Source organism: Thalassoglobus neptunius (genome assembly GCF_007859735.1).
Lineage (GTDB): Bacteria > Planctomycetota > Planctomycetia > Planctomycetales > Planctomycetaceae > Thalassoglobus > Thalassoglobus neptunius.
The window spans coordinates 1-15,017 of record NZ_SIHI01000013.1 but is presented as its reverse complement, the minus strand read 5'-3'; the positions used below and the strand labels follow the sequence as shown (position 1 = coordinate 15,017).

Below are 15,017 nucleotides of genomic sequence, written 5' to 3'. Positions count from 1 at the left end.
TTTCTGCGACGTGATGTGAGTGACGTTCCTTTTTCGCATTCTGACCGCGATGAATGGATTTTTCAGACGGGTTGCATTCCATCAACATTCGAGAATCCCCATTCCGCGATCGCACAAGTTTTCGGCAGGAATTCATTCCGAAACGACTCTCAATTATTGATGTTGAATATCGAAGTCGGTGCTCCGTTCTCATTGAATGCACGCGCTGAAACATGAGCACAAAAAAAGCGGAACCGGTCTCGAAAGACGCAGCTCCGCTTCTCTTACCAATCACTGTCGAACACTTCCGAACACAGTCGAACGATCAAAAACGATTCGTTCTTGGAAATCGTTCGCCGACGCTCTTTGGACTCACTCCTCTGAAGCATCCTCGAACAATGCTTCGTGAATCTTCCGCAACTCTTCGGCCGGAATCTTAATCACTTTCCGGTCATAAGTGATCAGACCATTGATCTCGCCTTCGACATCGGTCGTTTGCGTATACACCCCGGCAGCAATCCCCTGCTCTTTCAATTCGGCGAGCAATCGGATCGATTCGAGGTATCGTGCTCGATATTCCTCTTTGTTTTCGGGAAGTCCTCCGTAACCCCAATTGCGTCTTGAGGCATCCCAGAGGTGGTCACGGATCGGATATCCGTGGCCGCCGAACTCTCCCATCACCATGACGAATTCCGCATCGCGATCGGGCTCGAATGGGAAGCGAGGATGCGGGTATGAGTGGGCATCGACAATGTCGCCGACCGGCCAGAAGTTTCCGCCACTGGCGATATTGATCGTTCGAGTTGGATCACGCTCGGCAATCCACTTTCCGACCTCAACGGTTCGATGCTGCCCCCAAGCTTCGTTGAACGGAGTCCAGACCACGATCGACGGGTGAGATTCGAGAGTGCTCACCATCTCTTCGAACTCCGTCATGAACTGCTCATGTTGCTCTTCCGGCCATTCAGCGTCGGTCGGTTCCGGTTCAAGGCGAGTCCAGGGGGGATTCTGCCCACCGCTAACCTGATCCTGCCAGACGAGCATTCCCATCTGATCGCAGTAGGTGTAATACCGACGCGGTTCGACTTTGATGTGCTTGCGGATCATGTTGAAACCAGCATCACGCAAGTATTCAATATCGAACAACATCGCTTCGTCGCTGGGAGGAGTCAGTAGTCCATCCGGCCACCATCCCTGATCGAGCGTTCCCCAGTGAAAGATCACTTCCCCGTTGAGCGTCAATCTCCAGTGTCCATCGGCATCGCGCGTCTTCCCGACCGTTCGAACACCGGTGTATGACTCCACAGAATCGAGCAGAGTTCCATCTTTCGATTTGAGATTCACAGTCAGGTCGTACAGATGCGGGGACGACGGAGACCAGAGTTTGACGTCCAGAATCGTCACCTCAACTTTGTCACCTGTTCCCGATTGGCGAAGGACTTCGTTTCCTCCGTCGCGGACAATCACTTCGATTTGATGGTCTTCACCAGCACCTACTTCGATCACAGGTTTGAGGCTGACGGTTCCGGTCTGTGCATCGGTTCGGATTTTCAAATCGGCGATGTACGCTTCGGGAACTTGCTCCAGCCAAACTGTCTGCCAGATTCCAGAAACCTGGGTGTACCAGATGCCTCTCGGGTTGAGCACTTGCTTCCCGCGGAGTTGCCACTCTTCTGTCGCATCTTCGACGCGAACAGTCAGAACATTCTCACCGGCCTTGACGGCATCGGTGACATCGATCGAAAACGGTACGTTCCCGCCGGTGTGATGTCCGACACTTGTCCCGTTCAGCCACACTTCGCAGTGGTAATCAACCGCTTCGAAATTGAGAAGCGTTCGCACGTCGTTCGTCTTCTCGACAGAAATCGGACGTTGATACCAGAGGGCTTCATCCGGAGCCAGTAAACGCTGGACGCCGGAAAGTTTCGATTCGAGCGGGAACGGGACGAGGATTTCGCCGTCCCATTTCTCCGGAACCGTATTCTGTGACCTCGGGGTAATGGCGTAATTCCAGTTCCCGTTCAGATTCTTCCATTCATCTCGAACAAGAGCAGGTCGGGGATATTCGGTCCACGCGTTCTCGGGAGTTACTTCCGCTCCCCATTCGGTGATCAATTCCGTTTGAAACGGTTTCGTTTCGCGGACCGGCTCCGGAAGATCGGGAATGTTGTCCGCATCGATCACATGAACGTCGATATACTGGCCCCCTCCAGTTTGATGGCAGTGAACCGCGAGAACGTTCTTTCCCACTTTCAACGTCTTCTTCGCTGCGTCGTCCAGTTCGATAACCTGGTACTCGGTGATGTATCCTTTTAGGGCTGCGACTCGCTTTCCATTGATGAAGATTTCGGCGTCTTCATCGTGATGAATGAGCAATGCCGGGCGGGCCGGGATTTCCGAAAGAGTGAACGATCTTCGCATCCAGATGTCGTTGGTGTTCCAACTCGTCGAAACTCTTTGTCCCGGTGTTTCGCGCGTTCCGAATCCTCCGAAGCCATCCATCCAGCGGGAGTCGTCAAAGTTCGGTTGCATCCATCGGTTTCGCGGCTTGCGGAAATTGTATTTCCACTTTGCCAACTCGAGGGTCTCTCCGAACCCGATGTTGGGAAGGCAGATCACCGACAGCGTGATCGCAATCAAAAGGCTTTCGAAATGAGTTCTTCGACGATTCATTGAGATTCTTTCCGTTCCGTGACCGGAGCATCCATATCAAGACATCTGATCGGAGCGATCAATTGTGCGAAGAGCAGTCCACGACGGATGCTGCACATGGATTGAAGCTCCGAGATTGTGGTTCCAAAAACTTTGAGAGAGGGGATTGAAAGTGGTGCCATTCAGACACTGGCCTCTCTCCACCGGTCTCTCTCATAATGATTGTCAGCGCAAACCGGCGACGCATCAATGAGAACCCACGTAATCCAACTAAGATTCTTTATCACACGTTCCCTACGGAATTCAGCGCGCGTGTACCCTCAATTCGCCGAACGGTGAAAAGCATCACTTGAATGTGCGAACGTCAGGCGGAAGCGAGTTCCAACTTGCGCACTTCCAGGTACTCAGCGAGAGCAGTCTGCCACGGCCGGAGTTCTTGTCCGATCGCTTTTGAGAGAGCATGACTGTTGAGAACGCTCTGACGTGGTCGAGCCGCTTTCGTGGGATACTCCGACGACGGGATGGGAATCACTTTCGTCGGAAGCCCAGTCAGGGAGAAGATTTCGGTCGCGAAATCTGCCCATGTCGTGGCCCCCGAATTTGTTCCGTGATACAGACCATAGTCGCTGGTCTCAGACAGTGCGATGATCCAGCTTGCGAGGTCAGCTGCTGATGTCGGGGTGCAGTTTTGATCGACGACAACGCGGAGTTCGTCCCGTTCCTGACCGAGTCGGAGCATCGTTTCTACAAAGTTTCCTTTTCCCGCTCCCGCACGGGCCGCCTTCCCGTACAGACCACACGTTCGGACAACGTAGTGCTTCGGACAGAGCGAACGAACGAAAAACTCCCCGGCCAGCTTGCTTGTCGAATACGCACTATTCGGAAATGGAAGATCTTCTTCCGTCCACGCGTTCGATTCTGATCGCCCTCCGAAAACGTAATCACTGCTCACATGCACGAGTGGTAGATTTCGGGCTGCACATTCCATTGCGAGGACGCGCGGTCCAATTGCGTTCCCTTGGTAGGCAACTTCCGGTTCATCTTCCGCGAGATCGACTTTGTTGTACGCAGCTGCATTGATCACGACCGATGGACGAACCCGGTCCAGACATTCCGCGACGGACTCCGGGTTTGTAATTTCGACTTCGGAGTGACCGAAGCCCACCGCGCTCGTTCCGAGTTGCTCGCACAGTTCCGTTCCAAGTTGACCGCGACAGCCAAAGACAACAACACTCACTCTTCATCCTCCGGTCGAACTTCTTCATCCACAGGGTCAGGATCAACAATCGAGATACTTGTCGAAAGATCGTCGCGAATTCGTTGCTGAAGTTCATCCGCCGGGAAATTCTCCACAACGTCGTGAATTCGATTTTCGCGGAGGTCAACCAGTCCCAAATGACACACGGGTTCACCCGGAGAAGCCACCGGAATGGTCGTCATCCCCAGAACGACACCATCATCAGGTGACTCAATCACTTCGCGTGATTTCCCCAGCAGGCTTGATGTAGTCGCGATCGCACTCGACGCGGTCACAATATCACCAGGAGCAACGTGAAAGTCGAGAAATCCTGACGATTCCGCACGGACCCACTTGGTTTTTTCGATGACAGTCCGATAAGGAGGGTCGATCATGTCTCCTTCGATCATTCCCTGAGAAACAAGAACATTCCGAATCCCCCGCACCGCATGTTCGGTCACGGTTGATTCGACCTTCCAGACTTCCCCCGCTTCGAAAATGAACGTCGGGCAATCGGCTTCGCAGGCTGAGCGTCGAAGACTCCCCGAAGGCCCCCCTTCATTGATCGTTAACGTGCAGCCAAACGCATTCGTTACTTCTCGCAGTCGCGGATCGCTGAGGTCAGCACGCACATTCGGGAAGTTCGTTTTTCGAATCGAAGCTGTGTGCAAATCGATTCCGAAATCGGAACGTCCGACGATTTGCTCGAAAAAGAAGTTCGCGAACCGACTCGTCAAGCTCCCTTTCGGGTTCCCCGGAAAAGACCGATTGAGATCGCGTCGATCGGGAAGATACCTCGAATGGCGTTCGAATCCCAAAACATTCACGACCGGAACGAGAATCAGCCCGCCGCGCGTCAGCTGAAGCGAATGGTCCATGATCAGTTGCCGAATTGCTCCGGTCCCATTGATCTCGTCCCCATGCACAGCGGCAGAAACGAAGATTGTTGGCCCCGGTTCAATTCCCCGTCTGACCTGAACCGGAATGGCAACTCCCATCCCGCTGTAAGATTCAGAAAAACGAAGCTCCAGATCCCGAATTTCTCCGGGCTCGATCTGAGTTTCTCCCCATTGGGCAATCGTCAGAGACTTGGAATTCATAGCGCGTCTTCTGCAAAGTTTAAGCAGTCCCTCACTGAGGCGACACTATAACGACACCTCCGGCTGTTTGTCTCGATGTGACGACAACCATCCGCCCGGAAATTTGAAGATCCGTGAAAAGATTCGTCCGATCGGATCGGGGGGAAACTTGATTTGCCAGTGGCGGATGAATCAGTATGGTCTTCCTGCTCCTTGACCCTGAATACTGAAATGCCCATCTCTCTCGAGCAAATCGCGACTCTCGCCCCAGACCAGAAATCGGTTGATGCCGCAAAAGCCATCGCTGTCCCCGCGTTCTGGCAACACATCGGAGTTGATCCATCTGCTCTGTGGGGCGTTTTCGGCCGTGGAAGCGGGTATCTCGTCAAAATTGATCTCGCAAACCTTGGATCAGCCTGCAGCTGTCCGAGTCGAAAATATCCGTGCAAGCACAGCCTGGCACTTCTCACGCTCTTCTCTCAAATTCCTGACAGTGCGCAGATCGAAACACCTCCGGATTGGGTGTCTGACTGGATCAAGAAACGGCAAGACCGGGCAGCCCGACAAGCAGACACAGCTAAGAAACCGCCGAAACCGGTCGACCGGAAAGCACAGGCCAAACGCGCCGAAGAACGTTTCCAGAAAGTCCGGACAGGTGTCGAATTTCTCTCGCTGTGGCTGGATGATTTGATGAGAGAAGGTCTCGCTGGACTTGAGACGAAGCCGTTCAGCTATTGGGATCAGCCCGCCCGCAGAATGATCGATTCTCAGGCAAAAGGGCTTGCCTCGCGAATTTGGAATTGTGCAGAGATCGTCGGGAACGGCCCCGATTGGCCCGACCGGCTTGCCGCTCACCTCGGACGCATCAAGCTGTTGATTCACGCATTCGAACGCATCGATACCCTGTCTCCCGATCTACACTCGGAAGTCCGTCAGCTCATCGGATGGTCGACGTCGCAGGAGGAGATTGACGCGCAAGACGAAAAGGTTCACGACGAGTGGTTCGTCATCGGTCAGCGAACGGAAGAGGAGGAGCGATTTCGCAGCCAGCGCTCGTGGTTGATGGGACGACAGACAAGACGCGAAGCCTTGATTTTGCAATTCGCGTCGGCAAGAGAATCATTCCCGGAAACAATTGTCCCCGGGGAAACGCTCGACACAACTCTCGCATTTTACCCGGGCAGCTTGCGACAAAGAGCACGGATTAGCTCGCTGGGCTCGAATCGTGTTGAAGAAGAAATCGTTCCGAAAGGACATGCGACCATTGACGAGTTTCTCACCTTTTATGCGGGGCAGCTTGCTCTCAATCCGTGGATGGGGTCCTGCTCGTGCTCGCTCGAATCCATCACCCTGACGAACGAAGATGGACAATGGTTTGTCCGAGACCAGAACTCTGCAGGCCTGCCGATTCGAACTTCGCACATCTGGAAACTTCTTGCTGAGTCCGGAGGACATCCGTTCCAACTGTTCGGCGAGTGGAACGGAAACTCGCTCGTCCCACTGGGGGCGATCATTCATGGAAAGTACCGTCTGTGCACATGAATGAACTGACTCGCCAGGCACTGCTCGGAACAGGCAAATCCGGCCCAACTCCCGAAAGCGAGAGCGGACCGGTCGACGACCTTTGCAACTCAATTCCGGCTGCGCCGCTCAGTACGGAATCGGCGCTCCTTCTGAAACTCGGGGCGACAGCTGTCTATGAAGCTGCGGGAATCGAACCGAATACCGTTCCCGCAATCGAACCCGATCACGACGACTCCGCTTGCCCTTGGTCGGACGCAGCAAGCGAACTCCTCGAACAAGCCTTCTCGAAGGATTTCGTCGATGTCGCACCGGAGCTTTGTCGAAAAATTCTGGACGCGAACCACGTTCTCCCTCGAGCAATTCTCCCGGTCGCTCTGGATACGAAATCGCCAGAACTTCGGTCTAAAATCACCCGCTGCCTCGGATGTCGTGGGCGCTGGCTGGCAGCCCTGAACCCTGAATGGAATTGGGCAATCTCTTCGGAAACATCAGTCAACGAGAACTCTTCTCTTCCAGAGTTAAAGCGTCAATGGGACGAAGGCACCATCGCGGAACGTCGGGCGGTGCTCCGAAAAATCCGAGAGATCGATCCAACACAGGGCCGCGAATGGCTGGAAGAAACTTTCTCCTCCGACAAGGCGAATGATCGAAACAATCTTCTTCAAGACCTCGAAGAGAATCTGAATGCGGATGATGAACCGTTCCTCATTCAATGCTTAAAGGACCGCAGCAAGTATGTGCGGACCACAGCCATCGAACTGCTGGCAACGCTGCCGGAATCGGAAGTTGTGGAACGCATGAAAATCCGGAGCGCTGACTTTCTTCTGAAGACCTCTTCGCCGAATGAAGACTTCAAGCTGAAATGTGTCCCTCCCGAAACTTATCCATCAGAGTGGGAAACAGACGGCATTCCCGAAAACCCGACAAGCCGAAAGGGACAGAAATCGCACTGGCTCGATTGGATTATCTCGCGAGTTCCTCCCCGGACATGGACCGATCGCTTCGACTGCACGCCGGAACAATTATTAAACGGGATCCTGAACGACGATTGGGGCCCCGTCGTCATTCTCGGATGGACGAGGGCGATTCGCCGCTTCGGACTCGCTGAAGAAGACGTTGTCCTCTGGGGACGCCCGATGTGGACTTACTGGATGGCGATGCTGCAACACAATGTTTCCCAGGTTCGTGAACTGGCAGGTGCAACTCTTTCGGATCTGCTGGGAATGTTTCCTGAAGAAATGAGAGAGAGCGCACTGATGAAGTCACTCCGGGAAGTTCATGAGCCCACCATTCTTCCCATTAGCGATCTCCTCACCCCTCTGAAAACACCCTGGTCTCGTGGATTCGCGGATGCGTTCCTCAGCCTCGCTCGAAACCTTCTCAGAAATCGAAATGACCAAAAAGTCGTCCACTGGATGGCATGTCTGAAGATGGCAGGAGCAGGGATTCCGAGAGAATCATTCCCCGAAGCGATGAAACCGTGGAACACTCACTCCGGGCAGCGCAACTTCTGGGACTCGGCAGCGATTGATAAACTCATCCAGGAACTTCACGAACGGGTCAAGCTCCGCGAACGATTTTACCGCGAGCTCGATAAGATGACGGCGGCGGAGTGACACAGAACACTTTTAAGTCCTTTACGGGAACAAGCCTGCTTTTCACGACAAACACTGAAAATACTGAACTGTAAATTGCGAGAGCTGCCCCGCTCTTCCAAAGACGTATTGAGGAGTCAATCACGACATGAGTGCTCAAGGAGCAAACATCCCCGAATCAGATTCCGCGCAGCTGCGCTTGCAGGCTGAGGTTCAGTATGCCCACGAACTCGATTGCCTCGCTGAGGAAGACGATCGCCAGAAACCGCCGAACTGGAAGCTATCGCCGTGGGCTGTCAAACTCTATCTGCTGGGCGGCACACTCAGTGATGGAACAGAAATCACCCCGAAGTATCTGGGAAACGATCGCCTCATCGAGATTGCGATTGCGACACTCGCCACCGACCGGGCTTTGCTCCTTTACGGAATTCCGGGAACAGCCAAAAGCTGGGTGAGTGAGCATCTCGCCGCAGCCATCAGTGGAACGTCGCAGTTGCTTATTCAGGGCACAGCGGGAACTGACGAAACGGCTCTTAAGTACGGATGGAATTACGCTCGCCTTCTCGCAGAAGGTCCCAGCGATAGAGCGATCGTCCCCAGCCCGATGCTCACCGCGATGAAAACCGGTCGGATCGCGAGGGTCGAAGAACTGACAAGAATTCCGAGCGAAGTGCAAGATGCTCTCATCACGATTCTCTCTGAAAAATCACTCCCGATTCCCGAGACCGATTCCTCGATTCATGCAGTCAAAGGTTTTAACGTCATCGCGACAGCGAACAATCGAGACAAAGGAGTCAACGATTTATCGAGTGCGTTGACGCGACGATTTAACACGGTCGTTCTTCCGGTTCCGGAATCCTTCGAACAGGAAGTGGAGATCGTACACCGCCGATCGGAGCAACTCGGACGGGCACTCGAACTCCCGGTCGAAGTTCCGGCGCTGGACGAAATTCGACGTGTCGTCACAATTTTTCGTGAACTGAGAAATGGCGTTTCCGTCGACGGCAAGACGAAACTCAAATCCCCATCCGGAACACTCTCCACTGCAGAAGCGATCTCCGTCGTTTCAAGTGGGATGGCAATGTCGGCGTATTACGGAGACGGATCCCTCAAAGCGGGGGATATCATCTCAAGCCTGACAGGAGCAATTGTCAAAGATCCGGTCCAAGACCTGATCGTCTGGCAGGAGTATCTGCAAGCGATCGTCAGAGAGCGAGACGGATGGAAAGACCTGTATCGTGCCAGTCGCGAAAGTCTTTGAAAGCGATTACACTCGTGATCGTACAAACGTACGCATTCACAAATCGCTTGAAAGAGAAAGTGAACCGATGAGCCTGAAAACGCGCGTGATTCTTACCGTCATTCTCGTCATTGCCGTCCCCGCGCTGGCGTTTGCCGGCCTTTACATCATGAGCGAAGGAAATGCGCGCACCGCTGAGAAGTTCGTTCAGCCGCTTGGATCGGCAACAGCTGTCGTGCTCTCGTTGCTATTGGCTGTCATCTGGATTCCGTTTGCATTTGCAGCTGGCAAGCAAACCGGAAAGAAAGTCGCGAATCGTAAGAAGAAATCGGCGAAACGGTGAATCGTATTCAGGTATTTGGCATTCGGCACCACGGTCCCGGATGCGCGAGAAGCTTGTTGTCCGCGTTTCAGGAATGGGCTCCTGATGTCGTGCTGATGGAAGGACCAGCGGACGCCGAACCTTCACTTGAATTGATCCAGACGGGCGAAGTCGTTCCCCCGGTCGCCATGCTTGTCTATCCCAAGCAGCAGCCGCGACGATCTGTCAGTTACCCGCTCGCGGTCTTTTCTCCCGAATGGCAGGCACTGAATTGGGCCAACGAACACAGCGTTCCGGTCCACCTGATTGACCTCCCGATGTCTCATCGATTGGCCCTCGATGAAGCAGAAGCAACCCCTGAACAAGTCACCGAAGAGCAAGAACGACAGGACGACAAGACCGCCGAGAACGCCCCCGTCTGGCGGGCAGACCCGATCGCAATTCTCTCAAACGCTGCTGGCTACTCCGATCCAGAATTGTGGTGGGAAGAACAGATTGAACGGCGGCAGGATCCTCGACAGCTCTTCGAAGCGATTCAGGAAGCAATGCGGTCGGTGCGAGACGAGTTCCCTGAAACACGCGAGGCGGACCTTCTTCGAGAAGCGTTTATGCGTCGCTCGATTCGCCGCGTGGTCAAGGAAGACTTTCAACGAATCGCCATTGTCTGCGGAGCCTGGCACGGCCCGGTTCTCGACGAAGCAGCGTTGAAAGGCAAGGTCCCCGGATGTCGTGTGAAAGATGATCAGGCTCGACTGAAAGGTCTCCCGAAGCTGAAGACAACCTCAACATGGATTCCGTGGACTTATAGTCGGCTCGCGTATCGAAGCGGATACGGAGCGGGAATTCAATCCCCCGGCTGGTACGAGCACGTTTGGACATTCGGCGAACAGGCTCCTCAAAGCTGGCTGACAAATGCTGCGAGATTGCTGCGCAAGAAAGAATTTGACGCAGCCCCCGCGAACATCGTCGAAGCACTGAGACTGGCGGAGACTCTTGCAGCCCTCCGAGAACGCCCCAGCGCCGGGCTCGCCGAATTGAATGAATCAATCCTCGCGGTCTTGTGCCACGGAAACACCGCCCCACTTCAACTGATTCGCGAAGAACTTGAAATCGGCGACCGACTCGGTTCCGTTCCCGTCGAAACACCAACTGTCCCGCTTGCAGAAGATCTCGCCCGACTCCAAAAATCTCTTCGGATAAAACCGAGTGTCGAGAAGAAAGTCCTCGATCTCGATTTAAGAAAGCCGATCGGACTCCAACGCAGCCAGCTCCTCAATCGCTTGAACATTCTCGGGATTTCCTGGGGAATTCTTCAGCAATCAGGCGGCGGCATTTCCACATTTCATGAGTTGTGGGAACTGCAGTGGCATCCCCAATTTGCCGTCGAACTGATCGAGGCCAATGTCTGGGGCACGACGGTTGAATCGGCAGCGTCAGCCCGAATCCTCGATCTCGCAAGGTCGGCTTCAACGTTGAGTGCCCTGACTCAGTCTCTCGACGCCGCCATCCTCGCTGACCTTCAGGAGTCGATTCCCGGTCTCATCGAACTGATTCGAAGCAAGTCGGCAGTCGGAAGCGATGTCGTCCACCTGATGGAAGCGGTCGGCCCACTGGCAAACATTTCTCGCTACAGCGACGTGCGCGGAACTCAATGTTCTGCAGTCCTGCCACTCCTCAAAGAGATGCTCTCTCGCATTTTGATTGGCCTGCCGAGCGCGTGTCAGTCGACCGATGACGACGCCGCCGAGGCAGTTCAACAAGGGATTCTTTCGACTCAAGCAGCGCTCGATCTGATTCAGGATGATGAACTGACCGAAGAATGGAACCAACGACTGTCGCGCATCATGAACTCGAAAGCTCACGGACTTCTCAGAGGATCGGCCTGCCGACTGCTGATCGAAAGAAAGATCATCAACACCGAAGAACTGAATCAAATCACATCTCTCGAACTCTCACCCGTCACCCCAACTCTGACTGCCGCGAACTGGCTCACCGGTTTACTTCAGGGAAACGGGCTCGTGCTGCTTCACATGGACGATTTGTGGAAAAGCCTCGATCATTGGCTGATGCACCTGAACGAAGAAATCTTCGACGAACTTCTCCCGATCCTCAGAAGAGCGTTCAGCGACTTCACCGGCCCGGAACGGCGACAGATGGCCGAGAAGATCCGAACCTTCGACCTGAAAGCGGCGTCACGTAACTCGTCGAATTCGCTTTCCACCGAGAAACCGATCCACTCCGAACGTGCGAGGCTGGTCATTCCAATCCTGTCTGAAATTCTGGGAGTCAACAATGACTGACGACTCATCCAAAGAGCGGTCGCGTCGCTGGCGAATGGTCCTCGGTCAAGACTCCGATCCACCGGACGACGCATTTCCACTCGAAGCAGAAGACAAAGGTCGCGACGACGTTCTTCAGGCGCTCTACGATTCCAATCGCCAGGGAGGACTCGGAAGCTCCTGCCCGAACGTCAATCGCTGGCTCGGTGACATTCGCCAATACTTCTCAGAATCCAACGTAAAACTGATCCAGCGAGACGCGCTCGAACGACTCAAACTGCATGAAATGCTGTTGCAACCGGAAACACTTGAGCAAGTCGAGCCAGATATTCACCTCGTCGCCACACTCCTCGCTTTGAAAAGTGTCATCCCCGCGAAAACCAAAGAGACAGCCCGACAAGTCGTCCGACAAGTCGTCGAAGAAGTCGAAAAAAAGATTCGCCAGCCGATGCTCGAAGCTGTTCGCGGTGCTCTTCATCGTGCCACTCGAAACAACCGTCCGAAACACAATGAGATCGACTGGAACCGGACGATCAAACGCAACCTCAAGAACTTTCTTCCCGAACAAAATGCGATCATCCCTGAAAAACTGGTCGGCTACGGACGCAGAAGATCGGCCATGCGAGATCTCATTCTGTGCGTCGATCAGAGTGGATCAATGGCCACTTCGGTCGTTTACTCCAGCTTGTTCGCGTCCGTTCTCGCTTCCATTCATTCGCTCCGCACAAGCCTCGTTGTCTTCGACACGGAAGTCGTCGACCTGACCGAACTGCTGCAAGATCCCGTGGACGTTCTCTTCGGAACTCAGCTAGGAGGAGGAACCGACATCAACCGAGCGGTGGCCTATTCTCAGTCGCTCATCCAGCGCCCTCAGCAGACGGTCATGATTCTAATCACCGACCTTTACGAAGGCGGAAATGCCAACGAGTTGCTTCAACGGATTGCACGCATCGTTCATTCCGGAGTGACCCTCGTCTGCCTGCTCGCCTTAAACGATGACGGAGCCCCCGCGTTTGATGATCATCTGTCGCGAGCCCTTGCCTCGCTGGGTGTTCCTGCCTTCGCTTGCACTCCCGATCAGTTTCCCGATCTGATCGCTGCTGCGATTGATCGTAAAGACCTGGCACAGTGGGCGGCCAACAACGATCTGGTCACTCATGGAGATTTCGATTCGCATCAGGACCAGTTGTAACGTCCTCTCTGCTTGTCGATCATCCACTTCCCAGCCAAACTATTTCCCAACGCCCTTTGAAAATTTACGATCTCCCCGAACGGAGAATCCATTGAGGTTCGCTCCCTCTGCGATCGTCGCTTCCTCGCTGTTTAAATCTTGAAAGCCAATTCCATGTCAATCCCTCAGCTTCCAAACATCTATCAGATCAACTCCCCTGAGCGAATTGACAGCCCCTCGCTCATCGTCTTTCAAGAATTGCTCGACCAAAACCTCAACGCAATGATCAAGATGGCGCAGCAGCCTGAGCGACTCAGGCCCCACTGCAAGACTCACAAGATGAGCACCATCATCAAGAACGAACTTCAGCGCGGCATCCGCAAACACAAAGCAGCGACTTTCGCCGAAGCAGAAATGCTCGCCAATGCCGGTGTGGACGACGTCTTTCTCGCTTACAATCTGATCGGCCCAGCGATCGATCGTGCCATCGCATTTCGAAAGAAGTTTCCGAACGTTCGACTCAGCGTAACTGCTGACGATTTAACACAGATCGAAGCCCTCAGCCGCGCAATGGAAGCAGCAGGTACTTCGATTGACGTCATTCTCGACATCAATCCCGGACGCGATCGAACCGGCTTGCCGCTCGGAGAAAGTGCGAAAATCGCCTACGCCAAAATCTCAAAGGCTCCCGGACTCCGCGCAGCTGGGCTGCATCTTTACGACGGTCATCTCAAAGTCTCCGATCTCGACGAACGCAAAGCCGCCGTCAATGATTACTGGCAATCAGTCAGCCAATTCCGCGACAGCTTGCAAGCCGACGGTTTCCCAGTCGAAAAAGTCATCTGTGGCGGAACTCCCACATTCCCTGCTTATGCAGAAATTAACGACGACTGCATCGAACTCAGCCCGGGAACCTGTGTGTATCACGATGCTGGATACGGTGAAAACTTTCCCGACCTCGACATGTTCACCCCTGCAGCCCTCGTGATGACGCGAGTCATCAGCCGCCCAACCGCCAATCGCATCACTTTCGATCTCGGCACAAAGGCTATCGCTTCCGACCCGGCCATGGGTGAACGAGCCATCTTCCCAGCCATCCCCGACGGCGTTCAAGTCCTTCAAAACGAAGAACACCTGGTGATCGAGACCGCCTCCGCCGAGCAATGGAAAACCGGGGACTGGACCCTCGCCATCCCCCGCCACGTCTGCCCCACATCCGTCCTCTACCCGGCAGCCATCATCATTTCCAAAGGCGAACAAATCGACGAATGGCCAATCGACGCCCGCGACCGCCGCCTCACCATTTAATCGCCATTACTAACTTTTACACTCTCAACTCCACCTACGACAGCGACTCTCACACACACAATTCACCACACCTATCTCCCGGATATTAATCTGTGATGATCTAAAGAGGCATTACCATGGAAGACGTAGGTGGAAAACTGATCTTCCTGTCGTGGCTGTTACTCGGCGTGTACGCAGCTTACTCTTTCTTCTGTCGTGATCGAAAACGCGGAAGAGTCCTTTTGGCACTTTGGCTAGCCGTTGGACTCATGGGAGTGTACGCCATCGTTGTTGGAGAGACGATTCGAGAACACCGTCAAAAACATCAGATGAAGCAGTCTTTTAATACGATCATGACTGAAGTGAGCAATCCATCTGACAGCCTACTTGACAAAAGGCTCTAATCTTTGTCGACACTATACATATCTGCAGTGCGGAGGTGAATGTGGACCGCGGGATCGATTTCGAAGTGCGAACGCAACGCAGGGCATTCGTCGGGCCTTTTTTGGGTTGCGTCGTCTTCTTAGAGCCTATCCGGAATCCTCTTCATGCTGTAAGTCGGTATTTGAACGGAGCTTGGTTGGGTGAAGGAGCTAAGCGGCGGAGCATGCGACCAATGGAAGCCACATAGATCATGGCTTCGCTCGATTTG

The 15,017-nt window shown here is 54.0% G+C and carries 11 protein-coding genes; 8 read left to right on the top strand and 3 right to left on the bottom strand.

Translation table 11 applies throughout. The annotated features are described in order from the left end of the window. Positions 1–351: 351 nt before the first annotated feature. The 3 genes from KOR42_RS16740 to KOR42_RS16730 all read right to left on the bottom strand — a co-directional run bounded on the left by KOR42_RS16740 (position 352) and on the right by KOR42_RS16730 (position 4,968). Positions 352–2,652 (bottom strand): glycoside hydrolase family 2 protein, encoded by a 2,301-nt coding sequence (locus KOR42_RS16740; RefSeq protein ID WP_146510992.1) that lies wholly within the window; start codon positions 2,650–2,652, stop codon positions 352–354. A gap of 343 nt (positions 2,653–2,995) precedes the next feature. Beyond that, positions 2,996–3,868 (bottom strand): dTDP-4-dehydrorhamnose reductase, encoded by an 873-nt coding sequence (gene rfbD, locus KOR42_RS16735; RefSeq protein WP_146510991.1) that lies wholly within the window; start codon positions 3,866–3,868, stop codon positions 2,996–2,998. Next, entirely contained in the window at positions 3,865–4,968 is a 1,104-nt protein-coding gene (locus tag KOR42_RS16730) for a succinylglutamate desuccinylase/aspartoacylase family protein (protein WP_146510990.1), read from the bottom strand. Before KOR42_RS16730 ends, rfbD begins: the two co-directional genes overlap by 4 nt. A gap of 210 nt (positions 4,969–5,178) precedes the next feature. On the opposite strand from KOR42_RS16730, the gene KOR42_RS16725 reads away from it, so the two are divergent. The 8 genes from KOR42_RS16725 to KOR42_RS16690 all read left to right on the top strand — a co-directional run bounded on the left by KOR42_RS16725 (position 5,179) and on the right by KOR42_RS16690 (position 14,769). After that, positions 5,179–6,489 (top strand): SWIM zinc finger family protein, encoded by a 1,311-nt coding sequence (locus KOR42_RS16725; protein WP_146510989.1) that lies wholly within the window; start codon positions 5,179–5,181, stop codon positions 6,487–6,489. Next, the gene (locus tag KOR42_RS16720; protein WP_197441281.1) at positions 6,486–8,087 is read left to right on the top strand and encodes a DUF5691 domain-containing protein; all 1,602 of its coding nucleotides are present in this window, start codon (positions 6,486–6,488) and stop codon (positions 8,085–8,087) included. The genes KOR42_RS16725 and KOR42_RS16720 overlap by 4 nt, the downstream gene beginning before the upstream one ends. A gap of 127 nt (positions 8,088–8,214) precedes the next feature. Beyond that, entirely contained in the window at positions 8,215–9,327 is a 1,113-nt protein-coding gene (locus tag KOR42_RS16715; protein WP_146510987.1) for an ATP-binding protein, read from the top strand. Positions 9,328–9,394: 67 nt separating this feature from the next. Then, a complete protein-coding gene (locus KOR42_RS16710; RefSeq protein ID WP_146510986.1) occupies positions 9,395–9,649 on the top strand; it encodes a hypothetical protein in 255 nt (84 codons plus the stop codon). Beyond that, on the top strand, positions 9,646–11,928 hold the full coding sequence (locus KOR42_RS16705) for a DUF5682 family protein (protein WP_197441280.1): 2,283 nt from the start codon (positions 9,646–9,648) through the stop codon (positions 11,926–11,928). The genes KOR42_RS16710 and KOR42_RS16705 overlap by 4 nt, the downstream gene beginning before the upstream one ends. Next, a complete protein-coding gene (locus tag KOR42_RS16700) occupies positions 11,921–13,099 on the top strand; it encodes a VWA domain-containing protein (RefSeq protein WP_146510985.1) in 1,179 nt (392 codons plus the stop codon). The genes KOR42_RS16705 and KOR42_RS16700 overlap by 8 nt, the downstream gene beginning before the upstream one ends. 153 nt (positions 13,100–13,252) lie before the next feature. Then, on the top strand, positions 13,253–14,386 hold the full coding sequence (locus tag KOR42_RS16695; protein ID WP_146510984.1) for a D-TA family PLP-dependent enzyme: 1,134 nt from the start codon (positions 13,253–13,255) through the stop codon (positions 14,384–14,386). Between the two features lie 116 nt (positions 14,387–14,502). Continuing rightward, positions 14,503–14,769 carry a hypothetical protein gene (locus KOR42_RS16690; protein ID WP_146510983.1) on the top strand — a complete coding sequence of 89 codons (267 nt, stop codon included), beginning with the start codon at positions 14,503–14,505 and terminating at the stop codon, positions 14,767–14,769. The last annotated feature ends 248 nt before the right edge of the window (positions 14,770–15,017 follow it).

What these genes read in the sequence shown, in the direction of transcription:
- KOR42_RS16740 (WP_146510992.1), bottom strand. Translation starts at nt 2,652, where the DNA reads ATGAATCGTCGAAGAACTCATTTCGAAAGCCTTTTGATTGCGATCACG.
- KOR42_RS16730 (WP_146510990.1), bottom strand. Translation starts at nt 4,968, where the DNA reads ATGAATTCCAAGTCTCTGACGATTGCCCAATGGGGAGAAACTCAGATC.
- KOR42_RS16725 (WP_146510989.1), top strand. Translation starts at nt 5,179, where the DNA reads ATGCCCATCTCTCTCGAGCAAATCGCGACTCTCGCCCCAGACCAGAAA.
- KOR42_RS16720 (WP_197441281.1), top strand. Translation starts at nt 6,486, where the DNA reads ATGAATGAACTGACTCGCCAGGCACTGCTCGGAACAGGCAAATCCGGC.
- KOR42_RS16715 (WP_146510987.1), top strand. Translation starts at nt 8,215, where the DNA reads ATGAGTGCTCAAGGAGCAAACATCCCCGAATCAGATTCCGCGCAGCTG.
- KOR42_RS16710 (WP_146510986.1), top strand. Translation starts at nt 9,395, where the DNA reads ATGAGCCTGAAAACGCGCGTGATTCTTACCGTCATTCTCGTCATTGCC.
- KOR42_RS16700 (WP_146510985.1), top strand. Translation starts at nt 11,921, where the DNA reads ATGACTGACGACTCATCCAAAGAGCGGTCGCGTCGCTGGCGAATGGTC.
- KOR42_RS16695 (WP_146510984.1), top strand. Translation starts at nt 13,253, where the DNA reads ATGTCAATCCCTCAGCTTCCAAACATCTATCAGATCAACTCCCCTGAG.
- KOR42_RS16690 (WP_146510983.1), top strand. Translation starts at nt 14,503, where the DNA reads ATGGAAGACGTAGGTGGAAAACTGATCTTCCTGTCGTGGCTGTTACTC.